Below are 17905 nucleotides of genomic sequence, written 5' to 3'. Positions count from 1 at the left end.
TTGTACCAAATAGTAAAAAAAGTTGGTTTTTATGTGAAAACGAAAATCCAACTATAGTATGGTTGGAGTTATTGCGTTTATTTTTTTACCGAAAGTTACAAAAATATAGAATCATCATGATAGGAGTTGTTCCCATTGCCATTTTCCATTTATATATTGGGTTTAATGATCTTCTCGATGACAACCTCTGAGTTTATGGTAGCAGGCATGATGCCTTCGCTTTCAGCAGAATTCGGCGTTTCGGTTGCAGCCATCGGGTATCTCATTACCGCTTATGCTGTCGGCATGATTATAGGAGGACCGCTGCTGACGGTGGGGCTTTTGAAGGTGCCGCGCAAACAGGCTTTTATGATCTTGGCTGCCATCTTCCTTGTCGGTCAGACGCTGGGCGCTGTCGCGTCCACATATGAAGTAATGATGGCGGCCAGAGTGATCACGGGCATCTCCTCTGCGGCAGCGTTTGGCATATCGCTTGCGATTTGCTTTTCCCTCGTCGGTCCGGAGTCGCGTGGAAGGGCGGCGTCGATCGTCCTCGGCGGTTTAATGGTTGCAACGGCGATCGGACTTCCGCTGGCGATGTGGATCGAGCAGCTGCTCGGCTGGCGCGCCAGCTTCTGGGCCGTGGTGGTTCTGGTGTCGGTATCCGGTTTGGTAGGGCTGTTTACGATCCCGTCCTTACCCAGACCTGAATCGTCCGGCATCCGGGGAGAGTTTGTCGCCCTAAAGAATCGCCATCTATGGGCTGCATATGCCACTAGCATGCTGATTATCGGAGCTACCTTTGCCGCATTCAGTTATTTCTCGCCGATCTTAACCGATCTCGCCGGCTTTGGCGCTCGGGCGGTTCCGATCCTGCTTGGCGTTTACGGCGTGGCAACGGTGCTTGGCAACATGGTCACCGGCAGGCTGGCAGATCGATATATGATGCAGATCCTCACCATTGGGTTGGTCGCTCTAGCCGCGGCTTTAGTGGTATTCGGATTATTTGTGCACAGCCAGGCGATCGCTATGATTGCGGTTGTGATCGTAGGTTTGGCGGGTGTGCCCATGAACCCGGCCATGGCGACCCGTGTCACCCGGGTTGCCGATACGGGATCGCTTGTTACGACGGTGCATGGGTCCGTTATCAGCCTCGGCGTTGTCGTTGGTTCCTCCATGGGAGGGATGGCGATGGATGCCGGTTATGGCTTGGGATCGCCTCTATGGGTTGGCGCACTGCTGGCTGTTCTCGGCCTGCTGTCCCTGCTGCCAGCCGCGCGAGGTGGAGGAAAGGCACAGCCTCTGTCATCCGATCAATGATGGATTACCTGAAACCACCAGCTCCGAATATACGGAGCTGGTGGTTTCTAATTTTCAGCTGAACTGCTGCGTGATCCCCGCCATAAACTCCTCCTCCGAGGCCTTGCTTCGCAAATTCATCAAGAAATGAGCATCTGCTCCGGATAAATAGCGGAAACGGGAGGATGCATCTGTAGCTGCTTCGTAAATGGTTTCCGCAATTAACTCCGGTGTGGAGACGTTGGTTTCAAAGCTGGCCATTTGTTTTTGCAGCACCGCTTCTGAATAGGCTGCATAAGCATTCAGCGAAGGGTCTGACAGCAGATCCAATGAACGTCCGGTAAAGTCTGTTGCAACGTTTCCGGGCTCTATAACTTTCACCTTAATATTCTGTGCAGCCAGCTCATAGAACAAGGATTCCGAGAACCCTTCAATGGCCCACTTGCTCGCATGGTACAAGGACAGAAGAGGAAAGGCTACTCTGCCGCCAACGGATGAAACATTGATGATAGTTCCCTCGCCGTTCATTCTGAAATGGGGGAGTATAGCCTGGGTTGTCTGGAGGACACCAAATACGTTGACATCAAACTGGTTTCTTACCTGTTCATCCGTCGCGGCTTCAAATGCGCCAATGGCTGCGTAGCCTGCATTGTTCAGCAGCACATCGATTTTACCGAATTGCCGAATCCCTTCAGCGATGGATGCTTCGATCGTTTCCTTCCGTACAACATCGAGTCTTGTGACCAGCATACGCTCTAGTTGAATGAATTCCATCTCCTTCTCCGGCGAACGCATGGTTGCGATAACGTTCCATCCTCGCTCCCAAAAATACTGTGCGGTTCCTCTTCCGATTCCTGAAGATGTGCCTGTAATTAAAATGGTCTTCATGGTCTTATTCCTCCTCTATTCTCACTTGCAAGGAGAGTATATAACGAATTCTGAACAAAGTAAACTAAAATTACTAAATTAGTAAAGTTAATAAAAATAATTCAAATGGTTATGGATCTCATTCATGCGCTATAATGAGGAGTAGAACGGGAGGGGGAGTTCTAGAGGTGAAGAAGGCGGTAAGCATAGAGCAATATATTGAGAAGATAAAGCCGGTACTGAGAAAAACGAAGTTCAGCCAATTGAAAATAGATGATATTGCACATCATATGGACATCAGTAAAGTAACGCTGTATAAGCATTTTTCTTCCAGAGATGATGTCATTCAGGTGGTGGTTGAGCATTACATCGACTATCTGCTTCGGGCAGATTTCATGGTCCAGGATGAGAAGATTCCTTTTGCCGATCGCTTTCAGAAAACGTACGAGCAGTCTCTGAGATGCGTGATTTACGTGTCGGATCTTTTCCTGCAGGATCTTAAAGAATCCTATCCGCAGTTATTTGACCGACTGTGGGCAGCCCAGTTAACCCGCAACAAAAATCTCGAGGCATTCTTTGAAGCCGGAATGGACCAGGGCATATTTAATCGGATGAACGCGGCGTTGTTCATGGTTCAGGACGATGCGGTTCTCCGTCGTATTTTGGACCCGCTATTCTCGATCCAGTATGATCTCACGTTAAAACAGGCGTTGATGGATTTTTACCAGTTGAAAAAATACCAGCTGTTCCAGCCAGAACATCTCGATTCCGTGCAGGATGCGAAAATGGAGCAGGAGATCATGCAAATCTTGCAGATGATATCATAGGAACCCCTGTTGGACTGGATCAACAACCATTTGAAATGAGCTCCACGGCTAAACGGCAGAAATGCCGTTTTTTTTATTTGAAGAACGGACAGCATAGGAAAACACATGCGATCAGAAGAAAGTACATGTTAATATTCGGGAGTTGGATGTTATTATGAAAGCGCTTTAGGTTGTGGGGTGAGACGCTCAGGGGGATAGGTATTCGGGTTCATAGGGAAATGGGCAGCTCGATATCCGAGCCGCGATGCAGAAGCGACAAATGTAAACAATCTGTCAGAAATATGGAAGGAAGCGATGTGGATGAGAAGAAAATGGAGTTTGATTTTGATGAGCGCGCTAATCGCCTTAACGGCGGTCGGCTGTAATGGTGCCAAGGAAGCGGATGGCGGAACCTCCGGTTCTTCCGGCGCTGCCGCTGATGGCAAGCTGTCTTTCACGATGTCCATGGCAACCAGCGGAAACAAACATGCCGAGCGTTCGAAGGACGTAAATGAAGAGAGATGGGTGAAGGAGCTTGAAAAGCTGACCAATACGGATATTGAACTGACCATGCTGCCGCTGAAGGACTTCGACAGCAAAATGACTTTAATGTTTGCCTCTAATGATATTCCTGACGTCGTTCAGAACGTGGGAGGGGCTACAAGCAAGGGAATGTCCGGTTCCGTGGAAGCAGGCGTATTTATGCCGCTTGACGACTTGCTGAAGGAGCATGCTCCGAATTTGATGAAGAGCGTGCCGAAGGAAGCCTGGCAGGAGACAAGCTATGACGGCAAAATTTACGGAATACCGGCATGGCTGTCCAACCCGTCCCGGAGAGGGCTGTATATCCGGACGGATCTGCTGGAAAAGACAGGGCTCCCGGCACCCAAGACGGTGGATGAATTTCTGGACGTGATGCGTGCGATGAAGAAGGAAGGCGTTGAGTTTCCATATCAAATGCGGGAGAACTTTAAATATGCGGACACGATTCTGGGAGCGTTCGATGTGCTGCCATCCCAGTACGAACTGCAGAACGGGGAGGTCGTTCCCAAGTTCTTCGACGTGGAAAATATGACAAAGGCGCTGGAGACCTATAAGACCATGTACGATGAAGGCCTAATTCCTAAGGATTTTGCGACCCTGACCTCCAGTGACTACGGCAAAAACATTGAAAGCGGTAAATCCGGCATGTGGTCCGCCAACGCCCAGCTTCTGTCAGGCTTCCGCGGTAAGCTGAAAAATGCCGTGCCGGACGCCAAGGTTGATATCATTGCATCGCCGCGCGGTCCGGAGAACACCGGAGGTCATTTGCTGTATTCAAGCATAAATACGTCTTACTATATTAACAGCAAGGTCTCAGAAGAGAAGGCCATCGGCATTATCAAGTTTTTTGACTGGATGCTGACGCCGGAGGCAGAGACATATTTCTCGTTCGGCATTGAAGGCGAAACTTTCACCCGGGAGAACGGCGCGATCAAGTTTACGCCGCCATCCACGCCTGAAGCCATGGACGAAGACGGTTTCCGCGGCATGTTCTGGTTCGTCCACGATATGGTGTACAACAAGGCAAAGGAAGAGCTGACCGAGGACGGGCAGGACATGATCAAGTTTATGGATACGGTGGTTTTCAAGGAAGGGCTGGGGTCGATCCGCTTCTCCCCGGCATTGGAGGCTTATTCCAAATATCCGGACACCGCGCCGCAAGGCGATGACGTGGGGCCAAAGCTGGTTCTTGATCATATGATCAAGATGATCTACGGCAGAGAGCCGATCTCGGATTGGCCGAAAGTGATTGAGGAGTACAAGAAGAAGGGTGGCCTTGAGATTATAAAGGAAGCCACAGACCGCTACAACGAAGGGAAGGGCGTTGTCGTCTCGGAAAACCGGAAATAACCGATTCATGAAGAAAAGGAGATGTTCACATGAGCTTGCATGATAGGAGCGGCAAACAAGCTGTATTCTTCGAGCGAATCATGGGGTTGCCGGTCTTCGATACCCATACCCATCTTATCGGTGACCGGCTTGGTGCAAGGGACTTCTGGGAAATCGCCCATTACTTCTGGTTCTATCGAGAGCTCCAAGCCGGTGGCTACCCGGATGAAGCGGATAAATTGCCTGAGGAGGAGCGAATTGCCGCTTTTCTAAAAGCCTATCGATCAACGAGAAGCACGCTGATGAACTGGGTATTCACCTCCATTATGCGTGAATTATACGGAGTCATCATCAAGGATGAACATTCGGTGCGGGAAGCCATGGCTCGCGTTCAGCATACGTCCGCCGAAGAAGGCTGGGCACAGCAAACGGCAGACCGGATGAATATCCGCCGGTTTGTCGTGAATCATCCGGAGCATGCAGCGTTTCAAGGCATGCGGGACGATGCCGTATTGATCCCCCGGATTGACGGAGTGCTGGGTCCATGGGTTGACCGGATCGTGCAATCTAATGATCCGGCCAGGACTTTTCGGGATGTGGGAGGCGAGATTGACTTGCTGCTCGGCGGATTTCGCGAAGCTGGCCTTCCGGGCATCATGACAACGCTGCCGCGGTATGAATCGAGCTCGCACATCCGTAAGGAAATTGGGCCGGCAAGCGGGCGTGACGACATTCTGATAGAGCTGCTGCACGTCCTATGTGGTGCTGCGGCTCGGAACGGCCTGCTCGTTCAGCTGTTTTTGGGAGTGGAGAGATCATGGTGTGGTACGGCGTTCCCTGCCAATGATACAGAGCGGATTCTAAAGCTGACTGCTTTGTTTGAGTCGTACCGTTGTGAATTTGAGCTTGTGCTTGCATCGGAGCTGAACAATCTCGATGCGGTGCAGGCAGCTTGGAATTTCCCGAACGTTCATGTCGGCGGCATGTGGTGGTTCAATTTCCGAGCGAGCACCTACCGAGACAGCATGCAGTACCGTCTGGAGGCACTCCCGGCAAGCAAGAGCTCGATTATCGTCTCGGATGCCCGCTCTATGGAATGGAGTTACGGCAAGATTTTGCTTGTGAAGAAGCTGGCCGCCGAGTTTCTATGGGAGCGGGTCCTATCTGGCTGGATCGACGAGGAGACGGCGCTGCATACGGCAAATGAATGGTTCTACGCGAGTGCCATGAGACGCTATGGCATTTGTTCGGAGGATCAAACCTGAGGAAAATAGTTTGACATATCGATAATTCTCGATATAATGATACGTATGAAACCAATCGAAGTGTTTAAAGCATTGTCCAATGAATCGAGGCTTGAAATATTGCAGTGGCTCAAGGAACCGGAACAACATTTTACACCCCATGAAGGGATTGATATGAGGAAAGTCGGGGTATGCGTAAGCCAGGTGACCGAGAAACTGAATATGACGCAGTCCACCGCATCGCAATATTTATCGATTCTGCACCGGGCAGGTCTGATCAAGACGGAGCGGCTTGGAAAATTCACGTATTATACTCGGGATGAAGAGGTTATCCGGGAAATCGGAGAGTATTTGAAGCAGGAGATATAGCGCAGGCACTGAATGATTCCTTAAGAAATAAGGAATCATTCAGTCTTGCTTTGTGATTCGCATCTACATATTGCGATATGTCTTTTTATTGGTTTAACATATCGACAATTCGTAATATATAAATATCAAATAAAGGAGTGTAATTCATATCATGACGGGTGCTTGGAAGATTTATTTTTTGGCTATCGTTAGTTTTTTAGTAGGAACGTCGGAGTATATTATATCGGGAGTTTTGGATAAAATTGCCGATTCGTTAGGGATTACAATAACCGCTGCTGGTCAGCTGGTCACGATTTTCTCATTGGTATATGCGATCTTGACCCCCATTCTTATGGCGCTGACCGCTAGAGTGGAGAGACGGAAGCTGTTGGTTTATTCATTAGGCATTTTTGTGATTGCGAATCTACTGTCATTTGCCCTTCCGGGGTATGTTCCATTTGTGATTGCGCGCGTCATTATGGCGGTGGGCGCAGGGATGGTAGTTGTAACTGCACTCGGGATTGCCGCCAAAATCGCTCCGCCTGGCAAACAGGCGAGTTCGATCGCTACGGTCATCATGGGCTTCACGGCTTCCCTGATCATTGGCGTCCCCCTCGGTCGTCTCGTAGCTGCTGCTTTTGGATGGAAATCAGTGTTCGGTTTCATTGCCATTCTGGGGGTTGTTTCCATGATTGTGCTGCATAAGGCGATTCCGAAAACAAAAGGAGATGCGCCTGTACCGCTGCTCCAGCAATTCGCGCTGCTTAAGAAGCCTAAAGTTGCACTCGGTTTGGCGATCACGTTCTTCTGGCTGGGCGGGTATTCCATTGCCTATACGTACCTGTCTCCTTACCTTCTTCATGTTAGCGGCCTGAACGAAGGACTGATTAGTGCAGCACTGTTTGCCTTTGGCATTGCCAGCCTCATTGGCTCCAAGTTCGGTGGATTCAGTACGGATCGATGGGGAGTACCGCTTACATTATCCGGTGGCATGATTCTGCATATTCTCGCGTTAATCGCTCTGACTTTTACCCAAGCAGCCGTATCTGTCATTCTCGTGTTGGCGATTCTTGTTATATGGTCGTTATCTGCCTGGTCTTCCGGTCCGACGCAGCAGTATAACCTTGTCCAGCTGGAGCCGAATTCATCCGGGGTTATGCTAGGCCTGAACCAGTCCGTGATGCAGCTCGCCATGGCTGCGGGCGCAGGCATCGGAGGGGTTGCCGTCGAGCAATGGTCCTTGTCATCCATTACCTGGATCGGTGCCGGGGGCGTTGCCATAGCCATGATAGTGTCGTTTGTCCTTTTCCGATTAGGGAAGCAGGAGAGCACGGCGCGCGCGCCATTGGAAGCTTAATGGGATAACCGCTGGCAACGGCTATGCTGTGACGGAGCCTGATATGCAGCATTTTTAACACTGTCGGAAAACGAAAGAATCCATAAGATATTGCCCTTCTTCTCCAGCGAAAAACCGGACATCAATTTGACGCCCCAAAATGAGAAAGTTTATGCTATGATCAATGGATGGCGGAAAATTTGGCTCCAAATTTTGCGGAGGAGGAGATGCGATTGGCTAAGCTTAAAGATATCGCCGAGCGGGTCGGGGTATCCATATCTACGGTTTCGCGGGCCATCAGCAATGATGCAAGCCGTCCGGTCAGCGAGGACACCAAGCAGAAAATCCGGCAAGCGGCGCTTGATCTTGGTTATAAACTACCTGAGTCATCCCATAGCGTACATGATAACGGCATGGCCGATAAGCGGGTTGTCTGCGTCGTTCCCCAAAACCTGATGGACGACCACCCGTATTTCTCAACGGTTCTTGCCGGTTTCCATAAAAAAATGGAGGAACTCGGACAGCCCCCGGCGATCGTTCGTACATGCGAGGAAATCGCTGATGCAGACAAAATACGCCTCATGCTGAGGGAGACAGGAGCTCAGGGGATTGTAGCCGTCAGCTGGTACGACAAGGAGCTGTTTGAACTGATACAGCAGGCCGGGGTTGCCATCATGGGTGTGAGTTTGAATGATGACCGGCTGACCGTGCCGGTTGTAGATTGTGACCGGATTTTATCAGCAAGGGCAGCCGTACGCCACCTGATTGACCAGGGACACACGCGAATCGCTTATATCGGGGGGCCTGCGTATTCCAAGCAGATGGAGAGCGAAGAACGGTATGTCGGATATAAATTCGCTATGCTGGAAGCCAACCTGGAGGTGCGCGAGGAGTGGCTGATGAATACCGGATGGAATGTGGATCGAAGCTTCAGCAAGCTGTCCGAGTTACTCGGAGGCCTTCCCAAAGATCAATGGCCAACGGCTGTTTTTTGTGCCAGCGACATGCTTGCCATTCCGGCAATGCGTGCCGTTGTCGAGAATCGAGGCCGCATACCGGAAGATATCGCGATCGTGGGGATGGATAACATTGATGTAGCCCAATATACAACGCCCCCGTTAACCTCCGTCTCCGTGCCGAAGTACGAAATCGGCAGGGTAGCTGCCAAATCGATCGTGGATTATTTGGACGGGCACTTCAAGATGGCAACCAAAATATTGCTGCCATGCTCGTTGATTGTTCGGGAGTCCTCCAGTTTTACTAGAGAATGAATTTAACTAACGTATTATGTGTGATTAGTTGACATAACATATAAATAAGAATCATCGAACAGCTGTCGGACTGAAATCCGACAGCTGTTTTTTGCGATTTTTTTACCCGACTATCGAGGTTGTTGTGCCAAAAAAGTCCAAAAAGTGTTTGACAATGCCATATCGCTATATTATTATGAGTGCAAATCAATGAAATATTTGGAATAGGATTTCTGGTTTTGGAATTCGAAATAAAGTACTCTTCGCTTCATTTCATTTTATTGTTGATTGCGTTTTCATTCCTTTAATATAAAGAGATTGTAATAATATATTAATTCCTCTCATTCATGAATTTGGCCCTTCGCATTGTCAGCGTGATGCCTTTCATGTATCAATATTTATCCAAATTAAATCCAAAAAATACGGGATATATATCCAAAATAAATCCAAAGAAATGAAATAACGCCTGACTTATTCGGGTTTTATTTATAAAATGATTTAGCGTTACTATACCTAACATATTGTGCGCTGCAAAAACCGTATTGACTAACGGACAGCATGAGGTGGTGATAGCTTAGTCATATGACGGATTGCATAGAAAAGGAGGGAAATCATAAACGAGTACTTTCCAAGCTCCATTCATGTGAAATGGAACTGATCCGCTGATGAGCGGATACCCCATGCTTTGATGGCATGTCAAGATCGCTTTGCTAGTGTTACGAGGTTAACCCAATCCATACATACGAGGTGATGCTCATTGGCTAATACGACCCTGCAGCCCGCAGCAATCGAGGTACCTGAAACAAAACGTAAGCGCTTACTGTGGAATCGTGTCTTACGCAATTGGCAGCTTTATGCCCTGATTTCACCGGTCATCGCCTATTACATCCTGTTCCAGTATGTTCCAATGTACGGCATCCAGATCGCCTTTAAGGATTTTATAGCAACGCAAGGGATATGGGGCAGTCCGTGGGTCGGCTTTGAGCACTTCGATCGCTTTTTCAACAGTTATTATTTCTGGCGCCTGATCAAGAACACGCTGGGCATCGGTTTATACAGCCTTGCTGTCGGTTTTCCGATCCCGATTATTCTGGCTTTGCTCATGAACGAGGTTCGGGCTGAACGTTTCAAGAAATTCGTGCAGACCATCACGTATGCTCCTCACTTTCTATCTACCGTGGTCGTTGTCGGGATGATGATGATTTTCCTGTCGCCCCGCTACGGCATCATCAATCATTTTATTGAAATGTTCGGCGGTCAGCCGATCAATTTTATGACGGAGCCCTCCTGGTTCAAATCCCTGTACGTTCTGTCGGATGTATGGCAGACCATGGGCTGGAGCTCCATTATCTATTTAGCAGCCCTTGCCGGCATAGACAACCAGCTGCACGAAGCTGCGCGTGTCGATGGTGCGACCAGGCTTCAGCGCATATGGCATATTAACATCCCGGGCATTATGCCAACAATCATCATCCTCTTGATCCTGAACATGGGCAGCATTATGGGCATCGGGTTCGAGAAGGTGCTCCTGATGCAAAACAACCTGAATATGGAGAGCTCCGACATTATTGCCACCTATGTTTACCGAATGGGGATTCAGAATGCCGAGTACAGTTTCTCCGCAGCCATCGGATTATTTAATTCCGTCATCAATTTTGTCCTGCTGGTTGTCGTGAACTTTATTTCGAAGCGCGTGAGCGAGACCAGTCTTTGGTAAAGAGGGGAGCGAAAGAACCATGCAAATCGAAACCAGAGGGGACCGCATTTTTAATGTTATCAATTATACGATTCTGATCCTGGTTACTATCATTGTTATGTACCCGCTGGTCTTTGTGCTCAGCGCATCGTTTAGCGACCCGCAGGCGGTTCTGAGGGGCGAGATGCTGCTGTGGCCCAAGGGAGTCAACCTGAATTCCTATGTGAAAATTTTTCAGAACAAGGATATCATCAGCGGCTTTACCAACACGCTGGTGTATACGTCGCTGGGCACGTTCATTAATCTCACGATGACCATCCTTGCGGCCTATCCGCTGTCGCGGAAAGATTTTGTCGGGCGAAATGCCATCATGGCGCTGCTGGTCTTCACGATGTTTTTCAGCGGAGGACTCATTCCGACGTATTTGCTGATTAAGAACCTCGGCATGCTGAATACGCTCTGGGTCATGATTATCCCGAATGCCGTATCGATCTGGAACATCATCATCATGCGCACCTTCTTTCAGCAGTCCATACCCGGCGAGCTGCAGGAGGCCGCGACGATCGATGGATGCTCGAACATTAAAATTTTGACCCGGATCATACTGCCGCTGTCCATGCCGATTATCGCGGTGACCATTTTGTTCTATGCGGTCGGTCATTGGAATGCGTTCTTCAATGCACTTCTGTATTTATCGGATAAAGATAAATTTCCGCTGCAGCTCATCCTGCGCGAAATTCTGATTCAGGGACAAACAAACGACATGGTCAAAATGTCGACCGAATCGGCGATCAAGCAGCAAAGGGAAGTGGAGGGCATTAAGTACGCGGTGCTGGTCGTGGCTAATATACCCGTGCTGGCGCTCTATCCGTTCCTGCAGCGGTATTTTGTCAAAGGCGTTATGATTGGGGCCATCAAAGGATAATTCCTTGTATGGATAGATGGATGGAACATGAAAAGGGGAGGATTACGGATGAAGCTGAAGCAATGGGGAAGTCTTCTGTTGACCTGCATGTTGTCGGTATCGCTGGCGGTGGGCTGCAGTTCGAAAGGTTCGGGAGGAACGGCTGAATCGGACTCCGCGGGTGAAGGGAAAACAGCGATGAATGAGACCGGGTTTCCGATTGTCAGTGACAAGATGACGGTGACAGGATTTGCCGGAAAGTTCTTTGCCAACGCCGACTGGAACAACATCAAGCTGTGGCAGGAATATGAGAAAATGACCAATATTCAGGTACAGTGGGACACGGTGCACAAAGACAACTTGGCGGAAAAACGGAATTTGCTGCTCGCCGGCGGCGATTATCCGGAAATGTTCTATGCTTCCGCATTCCCGAGGGCAGATCTGCTGAAATACGGCAAGCAGGGCGCGTTTATCCCGCTGAATGACCTGATTGACCAATATGCGCCGAATTTCAAGGCATTGATGGAGAAGTATCCGGTCATTGAGAAGGGGATTACGATGCCGGATGGCAACATTTACGGGCTGCCGACGCTGTATGATCCGGAGTTCCGGTCCGTGCTGTACGGAACGCCGTGGGTGAAGTCGGAGTGGCTGACCAAGCTTGGCCTTCAAGAGCCGCAGACGCTGGATGAATTCTACGATATGTTGAAGGCGTTCAAGGAGAAGGATCCGAACGGCAACGGCCAGAAGGATGAATATGCCTGGGGTGGTGTGGGAACCGCCGGCATCGTCAACTATTTGCGCGGTTCGTTTGGCCTCAATTATCACGGAACCTCGAACATTAACGTGGATACCGATCCGGCGAGCGGAAAGGTCCGGTTTATTCCGACGGATCCAAGATACAAGGAACTGCTTCAGTTCGTGAATAAGCTGTACAAGGACGGCCTGCTGGAACAGGATATCATGTCCGTGAAGAGCACGGAGGTGGACGCCAAGGGCGTGGAAGGTCTTCTCGGCGTAGTCGATAACGTAGACCCGGTCGCCATCTACAACCAGGAGGGTTATGTAGGGCTTCCGGTATTGAAGGGGCCGCACGGCGATCAGATGTTCAGCGCCACGGGCTCTCCACTGGGGAACATCGGGATGTTTGTCCTGACCGATAAAGCGAAGAATCCGGCCGCGCTGATCCGCTGGATGGATTACTTCTACAGCGACGAAGGCATCCGCATGTTCTTCATGGGCTGGAAAGACGAAACGTATAAGGAAGATGCAGAAGGCAATGTGGATTACGTGGACGAGATCAAGAACAATCCGGACGGTCTCAATCTGGACCAGGCGGTAGGGCAGTATCTGATATGGCCAGGCGGATATTATCCGGGCTTCGTGACGCAGAAGTATTTCAAGGGAGCGGAAGGTCTGCCGACGTCCGTAGAGAACGCACAAAAAGCCGAGCCGTACGTCATCCCTCAAGACAAGGTTTGGCCGCCGTTTAACTTTACGGCCGATGAGCAGTCCGAGCTTACCGGTATCCAGACCGACATTCACACGTACGTGGATGAGATGCGGGATAAATTCATAGCCGGCAACGAGTCCTTTGAGAACTGGGACCAATATGTAGCTAACCTGCAGAAGATGGGGTCGGAGCGCTATCTGGCCATTTACCAGTCCGCGGCAGACCGATATACCGAATAAATGCGAGTACCAGAACCTAAAAGGAGCGACATGATATGACACAATTGAAAGCCATATTGATCGGGGCAGGCGCGCGCGGCGCCGGGGGTTACGCCCCCTATGCCCTGGATTACCCGCATGAGCTGACCTTCGTGGCCGTAGCCGAGGCTGATCCGGCGCGGCGCATCCGTTTTGCCGAGAAGCATGGAATCCCGCCGGAGCGGTGTTATGAATCCTGGGAGCCGCTGCTCGCAGAGCCCCAGCTTGCCGATATCGCCGTCATCTGTACGCAGGACCGCATGCACTATGGCCCAACCATGCAGGCTTTGGAGAAACAGTATCACGTGCTTCTGGAGAAGCCGATGTCTCCGGAACCGAAGGAATGTCTAGAGATGGAGCAGGCTGCCATACGTAACAACAGGCTTTTGACCATATGCCACGTGCTGAGATATACCCCTTTTTGGAGTACCATCAAACGCGTGCTTCAGGAAGGGACCATCGGCGAGGTGGCTTCGATCCAGCTGAACGAGAATGTGGGATATTGGCATATTGCCCACAGCTTTGTGCGGGGGAATTGGAATAACTCCGACAAGGCAAGCCCGATGATACTGGCCAAATCCTGCCATGACATGGATGTGCTGTCGTGGTTGATGGACCGTCCTTGCACGCAGGTCACTTCGTTTGGCTCCCTGATGCATTTCCGGGAGGAGCAGGCCCCCGAAGGTGCGGCCGACCGCTGCCTTGATTGCCAGGTGGAACCAACCTGTCCATATTCGGCACCCCGGTTTTACTTGAGCGATCAATACAAGGGATGGGCGGGGCATTTCACCCAGGAGCTGACCAAGCCGAATATCATTCAAGGGCTTCGCGATACGGACTATGGCCGCTGCGTCTATCGGAGCGATAACAACGTGGTCGATCATCAGGTCGTCAACATGGAGTTTGAGGGCGGCGCCACCGCGATGTTCAGCATGTGCGGATTTACGTATGAACAGGAGCGCAGAATTCAGATCATGGGCACCCGCGGCGAGCTTCGGGGAGAGGAAGGCAAGATTATGGTTTACGATTTTCTGACCGGGCAGAAAACGGAGATTACGATTCCTTCGCAGTCCAGCGGTCATGGCGGGGGCGACAGCGGAATTGTGGCCAGCTTCTTGAGAGAGGTTCGGAGCTATAATGGGCAGGAGAGCCTGACGTCGGCCAGTGCCTCCGTACGCAGCCACCTTATTGCGTTCGCGGCAGAGAAATCGAGGCTGAATCACGGCCAATCCATCAATTTGAACGAATATGCGCTGGAATTGATGGCGGAAGAAAACGCGGTGAAATAAATGGAATTATATTAAAAATACATCATATGAAAAATTCATAATAGAAAACAAGAAGAAACCGCCGATCTCGAGGATCCGCGGCTTCTTCTTGTTTATTTCACCTGATCAATGGACAGGCTGACTTTATAATTCCCGTACTTCAGAAGCTCTTCCAGAAAATCATTCAATTCCTTGGGCGAGCCCGCCCGTACCCTGAGCCAATAACAGCCCTCACCGCTGACGCGGTGGGTTTCGGCGACCATGTCGTGGGACTGAACAAAGGACAAGAAGGGAGAATGAGCCGTATTTAACGCCAAGAACATGGTGATAAAAGCATGTACGGCCAGACCGATTTTGTCCGGGTTCCAACGAAGCGTAAAGCCTTCGATGACACCCAGATCCTGCAGCTTACGAACACGGGCCCCGACAGCTTGTCCCGTCAAATGCACCCGCTCTCCGATGGCTTTGTGAGACAGGCTCGCATCCTCCAGCAGGTGATGTAATATGCGAAGATCGACTTCGTCGAGTTCATGAGCGCTTGGCATGGTCATATCCTTTCACGATGAAAGTGAGTCCCCCTAATTCCTTTCACGAATCTGTAGGCGGGCATATCAGCGTTCTCTATAATGGGTTCAGAACCATATTAAATGAAACAAAGGGGAAATGAAAGTGAAACTTCAACTGATACGTAATGCTACGTTAAGAATACAGTACGCCCATCTTGAACTGCTGGTCGATCCGATGTTTAGCGATGCCAAGGCGAACCCGCCGGTCATCAACTCCGCGAATGACAGACGGAATCCGCTTGTACCGCTGCCGTTCTCCGTGACTGACAAGCTCCATCCGGATGTGGTGCTGGTTACGCATCTGCATCCGGATCACTGGGATCAAGCTGCTATGGATGCACTGCCAAAGACGACGCCGATCCTGTGTCAACCGGGAGACGAGGACACCTTGGTTTCGCAAGGCTTTACGTCCGTGACGGCAGTCCAGGAAACCCTGGAATATGAGGGGGTTACGATAATCCGTACCGGTGGTCATCACGGCACGGGTGAGATCGGTCAGATGATGGGACAGGTATCCGGCTTTATTTTAAAGGCAGAAGGACACCCGACGCTGTATATAGCAGGCGACACGATCTGGTGCGATGAAGTGAAAGAAGTTTTGGATGCACACAAACCCGAGATGACGGTTGTCAACGCCGGCGGTGCCCGGTTTCTCACGGGAGATCCGATTATTATGGATGAGGACGATGTGATCAAACTGCTGCTTCATGCACCCTATACGAAGGCGGTTGCGGTCCATATGGAAGCCATCAACCACTGCCTTGTGACAAGAGAGGAGCTGTCCGGTCGTCTGGCAGCGGAAGGTCTGCGCGATCAAATCGAAATTCCGGAGGATGGCGAATGGGTCGAATGGAAAGCGTAATACGCAACAGCTTGGCACAGCAGCGGGAAAGGCTGCAGTCAGCCGATGGTTTCTGTAGTAGTGGGACCTGTCTGAACATGATATAATCTATGCAGGGGGCTGTCCCAAGAGATCTTAGATCTTGCGGGAGGCCCCTTTCTTGCTGTTAGAAGACGCTCCGTGTACGAATCGTTTCTCCCATCGCTGTTGCCCCCACATTTCTTGGAATGGTTCTGAGCAAGGACGAAATGTGGGGGCAAAGGCGAGCGCTGACGCTTGTCCGAAACCGATTCGTCCTCTCCGCTACGCCGTGCAGATTGCTTACTTTTAGACGCAAAGAAACCGTTCTTTGGTAAAATGGTGGTGCTACCCAAACCGTGTACGAAAGGAACGGTTTCTTTTGTACATTCAATTACCATGGACCTACTCGATCTGCCAATGGATTTGTAGGAAGATATTCTTCAACACCATCTAGTTCGCGTCGTAATGAAGCCAATCAACCGTTTGGACGACCGAATTTTTGTGAGTGCCTATCCCGGCGGCGGTCGAGACAGCTACCATCCCAAGATGCTCGCTAAAGTCTTCGTCTACACTTACACATAACGGATCTTCTCGTCAGATCGCCAAAGCCGTTCGCAAGAATGTTATGTTCATGTGGATTGCCGGGAGAATCTTAGAAGTGAGGAGGGTCATGCGTTGTTGGTTCGGCGAATGGCCGAGCCGGAAAGTGTGTTTGGGCAGATCAATAACAACCGGGGATTCCGGCGCATTCTGCTTCGGGGCTTGCATAAGGTGAGCCTGGAGGTCGGGTGGCTTTCGCTTGCCCATAATTTGCTCAGCCCCTTTTGTTGTTCCACCTCATCTACTGTTTTTCATCAAAAATAACCCTTATTTCAACAGGAACGATATTTAATCCTGACATACTAGGTGTCAGGATTTATGTTTTAATATTCGATTCAGAAGTCAAAAAGTACGAAACGCGAGGAGTGTTAACGATGAAACTCGACCGGCTGCTAGGCATTACGATGGAATTGTTGACCAAAAAAAGAGTGACGGCCACGGTGCTTGCCGCCCGGTATGAGGTCTCGGTTCGTACGATCTACCGCGATGTGGACCTCATTAATCAGGCCGGCATTCCGGTTGCTTCCTATCCCGGTGCGGATGGCGGGTTTGAATTGATGGGGGGGTTCTATCTGACGAGGCAGCACTTCTCCGTTGAGGACTTTTTGGCCATCTACAATCTTTTAAAGGGCATCGAAGGGACTGTGAAGGGGAGATACACCAGCATCATGAATAAGCTCGGAACCTTGCAGCCTGCCCTGTTGAACGGAGGATGTCATGAACAAATCCTATTCGATATGAGCACGTCGGAACATGAGCGGGCGTTGGTTCAGCCCATTCTGAATGCCATTGAACGCTCGAACCTGATGACCCTTCATTATACGAGTACATCCGGCAGCTGTTCGGAGCGGCAAGTGGAGCCGCTTCAGCTGTACTGGGAACAAGGCGTATGGTATTTGGAGGCCTACTGCTTGTTAAAGCAGGCGAATCGAATCTTCAGAGTATCGCGCATATCCAGTCTTGAAGTATCCACCGACACGTTCCTCCCAAGAGGAAACCTGGAGCGGGAGGATCGGGAGGCGCTGCAGGGGATACAGGCTCATCTCCGCTTCGATTCATCCGCCGGACCGCGGGTGACCGAGCAATTTCCGGAGGCCTTTATCTCCGGCGAGGGACTTCTCGATGTCCGAACGGTGTTCTATACCAAAGCTTATGCCATCTCGGTGATCTTAAGCTACGGTTCAAAGGTGGAGATCATCTCCCCGCCGGAGCTGAAAGAAGATCTGCTGCAGGAGCTGGAAGAAATCCGTAAACGTTATGAATGAGGAACATCCAAAAAGATGGATCGTAAATCGACG

General features: G+C 50.3%; 15 protein-coding genes and 2 pseudogenes. 15 read left to right on the top strand and 2 right to left on the bottom strand.

What is annotated here, in order from left to right; translation table 11 throughout:
* Positions 1-135 precede the first annotated feature (135 nt).
* On the top strand, positions 136-1299 hold the full coding sequence (locus tag PLA01S_RS09135; protein WP_127591707.1) for an MFS transporter: 1164 nt from the start codon (positions 136-138) through the stop codon (positions 1297-1299).
* A 54-nt stretch (positions 1300-1353) separates the two neighbouring features.
* Here the strand turns inward: PLA01S_RS09135 and PLA01S_RS09130 are convergent, their stop codons facing one another.
* Complete coding sequence (locus tag PLA01S_RS09130) at positions 1354-2166, bottom strand: SDR family oxidoreductase (RefSeq protein ID WP_127591706.1); 813 nt, start codon at positions 2164-2166, stop codon at positions 1354-1356.
* A gap of 134 nt (positions 2167-2300) precedes the next feature.
* Here PLA01S_RS09130 and PLA01S_RS09125 point away from each other — a divergent pair, with 134 nt between their 5' ends.
* The 10 genes from PLA01S_RS09125 (at position 2301) to PLA01S_RS09080 (ending at position 14600) form a co-directional block, all read left to right on the top strand.
* The gene (locus tag PLA01S_RS09125; protein ID WP_127591705.1) at positions 2301-2972 is read left to right on the top strand and encodes a TetR/AcrR family transcriptional regulator; all 672 of its coding nucleotides are present in this window, start codon (positions 2301-2303) and stop codon (positions 2970-2972) included.
* A 300-nt stretch (positions 2973-3272) separates the two neighbouring features.
* Positions 3273-4844, top strand: coding sequence for an extracellular solute-binding protein (locus PLA01S_RS09120; RefSeq protein WP_127591704.1), 1572 nt, complete (start codon positions 3273-3275; stop codon positions 4842-4844).
* 29 nt (positions 4845-4873) lie between these two features.
* Positions 4874-6088, top strand: a complete 1215-nt coding sequence (locus PLA01S_RS09115) for a glucuronate isomerase (protein ID WP_127591703.1) — start codon at positions 4874-4876, stop codon at positions 6086-6088.
* Positions 6089-6133: 45 nt separating this feature from the next.
* Complete coding sequence (locus PLA01S_RS09110) at positions 6134-6436, top strand: ArsR/SmtB family transcription factor (RefSeq protein WP_127591702.1); 303 nt, start codon at positions 6134-6136, stop codon at positions 6434-6436.
* A gap of 151 nt (positions 6437-6587) precedes the next feature.
* Positions 6588-7772 carry an MFS transporter gene (locus PLA01S_RS09105; RefSeq protein WP_127591701.1) on the top strand — a complete coding sequence of 395 codons (1185 nt, stop codon included), beginning with the start codon at positions 6588-6590 and terminating at the stop codon, positions 7770-7772.
* A 212-nt stretch (positions 7773-7984) separates the two neighbouring features.
* Positions 7985-9022 carry a LacI family DNA-binding transcriptional regulator gene (locus PLA01S_RS09100; protein ID WP_127591700.1) on the top strand — a complete coding sequence of 346 codons (1038 nt, stop codon included), beginning with the start codon at positions 7985-7987 and terminating at the stop codon, positions 9020-9022.
* A 736-nt stretch (positions 9023-9758) separates the two neighbouring features.
* Positions 9759-10718, top strand: a complete 960-nt coding sequence (locus PLA01S_RS09095; RefSeq protein ID WP_127591699.1) for an ABC transporter permease — start codon at positions 9759-9761, stop codon at positions 10716-10718.
* Between the two features lie 19 nt (positions 10719-10737).
* Complete coding sequence (locus PLA01S_RS09090; protein ID WP_113060632.1) at positions 10738-11622, top strand: carbohydrate ABC transporter permease; 885 nt, start codon at positions 10738-10740, stop codon at positions 11620-11622.
* A 48-nt stretch (positions 11623-11670) separates the two neighbouring features.
* Complete coding sequence (locus PLA01S_RS09085; protein ID WP_127591698.1) at positions 11671-13293, top strand: extracellular solute-binding protein; 1623 nt, start codon at positions 11671-11673, stop codon at positions 13291-13293.
* Between the two features lie 35 nt (positions 13294-13328).
* Positions 13329-14600 (top strand): Gfo/Idh/MocA family protein, encoded by a 1272-nt coding sequence (locus tag PLA01S_RS09080; protein ID WP_127591697.1) that lies wholly within the window; start codon positions 13329-13331, stop codon positions 14598-14600.
* Between the two features lie 92 nt (positions 14601-14692).
* Here the strand turns inward: PLA01S_RS09080 and PLA01S_RS09075 are convergent, their stop codons facing one another.
* Positions 14693-15124: an Lrp/AsnC family transcriptional regulator gene (locus PLA01S_RS09075; RefSeq protein WP_100539493.1), complete on the bottom strand. Its 432-nt coding sequence runs from the start codon at positions 15122-15124 to the stop codon at positions 14693-14695.
* Between the two features lie 124 nt (positions 15125-15248).
* On the opposite strand from PLA01S_RS09075, the gene PLA01S_RS09070 reads away from it, so the two are divergent.
* From PLA01S_RS09070 to PLA01S_RS09055, 4 genes and pseudogenes are all read left to right on the top strand, one after another.
* Entirely contained in the window at positions 15249-16007 is a 759-nt protein-coding gene (locus PLA01S_RS09070) for an MBL fold metallo-hydrolase (protein ID WP_127591696.1), read from the top strand.
* Positions 16008-16442: 435 nt separating this feature from the next.
* Positions 16443-16656, top strand: a pseudogene (locus PLA01S_RS33170) (transposase); the annotation flags it as partial.
* A pseudogene (locus PLA01S_RS09060) lies at positions 16656-16871 on the top strand (transposase); the annotation flags it as partial. The pseudogenes PLA01S_RS33170 and PLA01S_RS09060, both read left to right, overlap by 1 nt.
* A 110-nt stretch (positions 16872-16981) precedes the next feature.
* Positions 16982-17872 carry a helix-turn-helix transcriptional regulator gene (locus tag PLA01S_RS09055; protein ID WP_127591695.1) on the top strand — a complete coding sequence of 297 codons (891 nt, stop codon included), beginning with the start codon at positions 16982-16984 and terminating at the stop codon, positions 17870-17872.
* Positions 17873-17905: the final 33 nt, after the last annotated feature.

The organism is Paenibacillus lautus NBRC 15380, assembly GCF_004000945.1.
Classification (GTDB): Bacteria; Bacillota; Bacilli; order Paenibacillales; family Paenibacillaceae; genus Paenibacillus_AQ; species Paenibacillus_AQ lautus.
The sequence above is the reverse complement of the archived record's forward strand: the minus strand, read 5'-3'. Positions and strand labels throughout refer to the sequence as shown.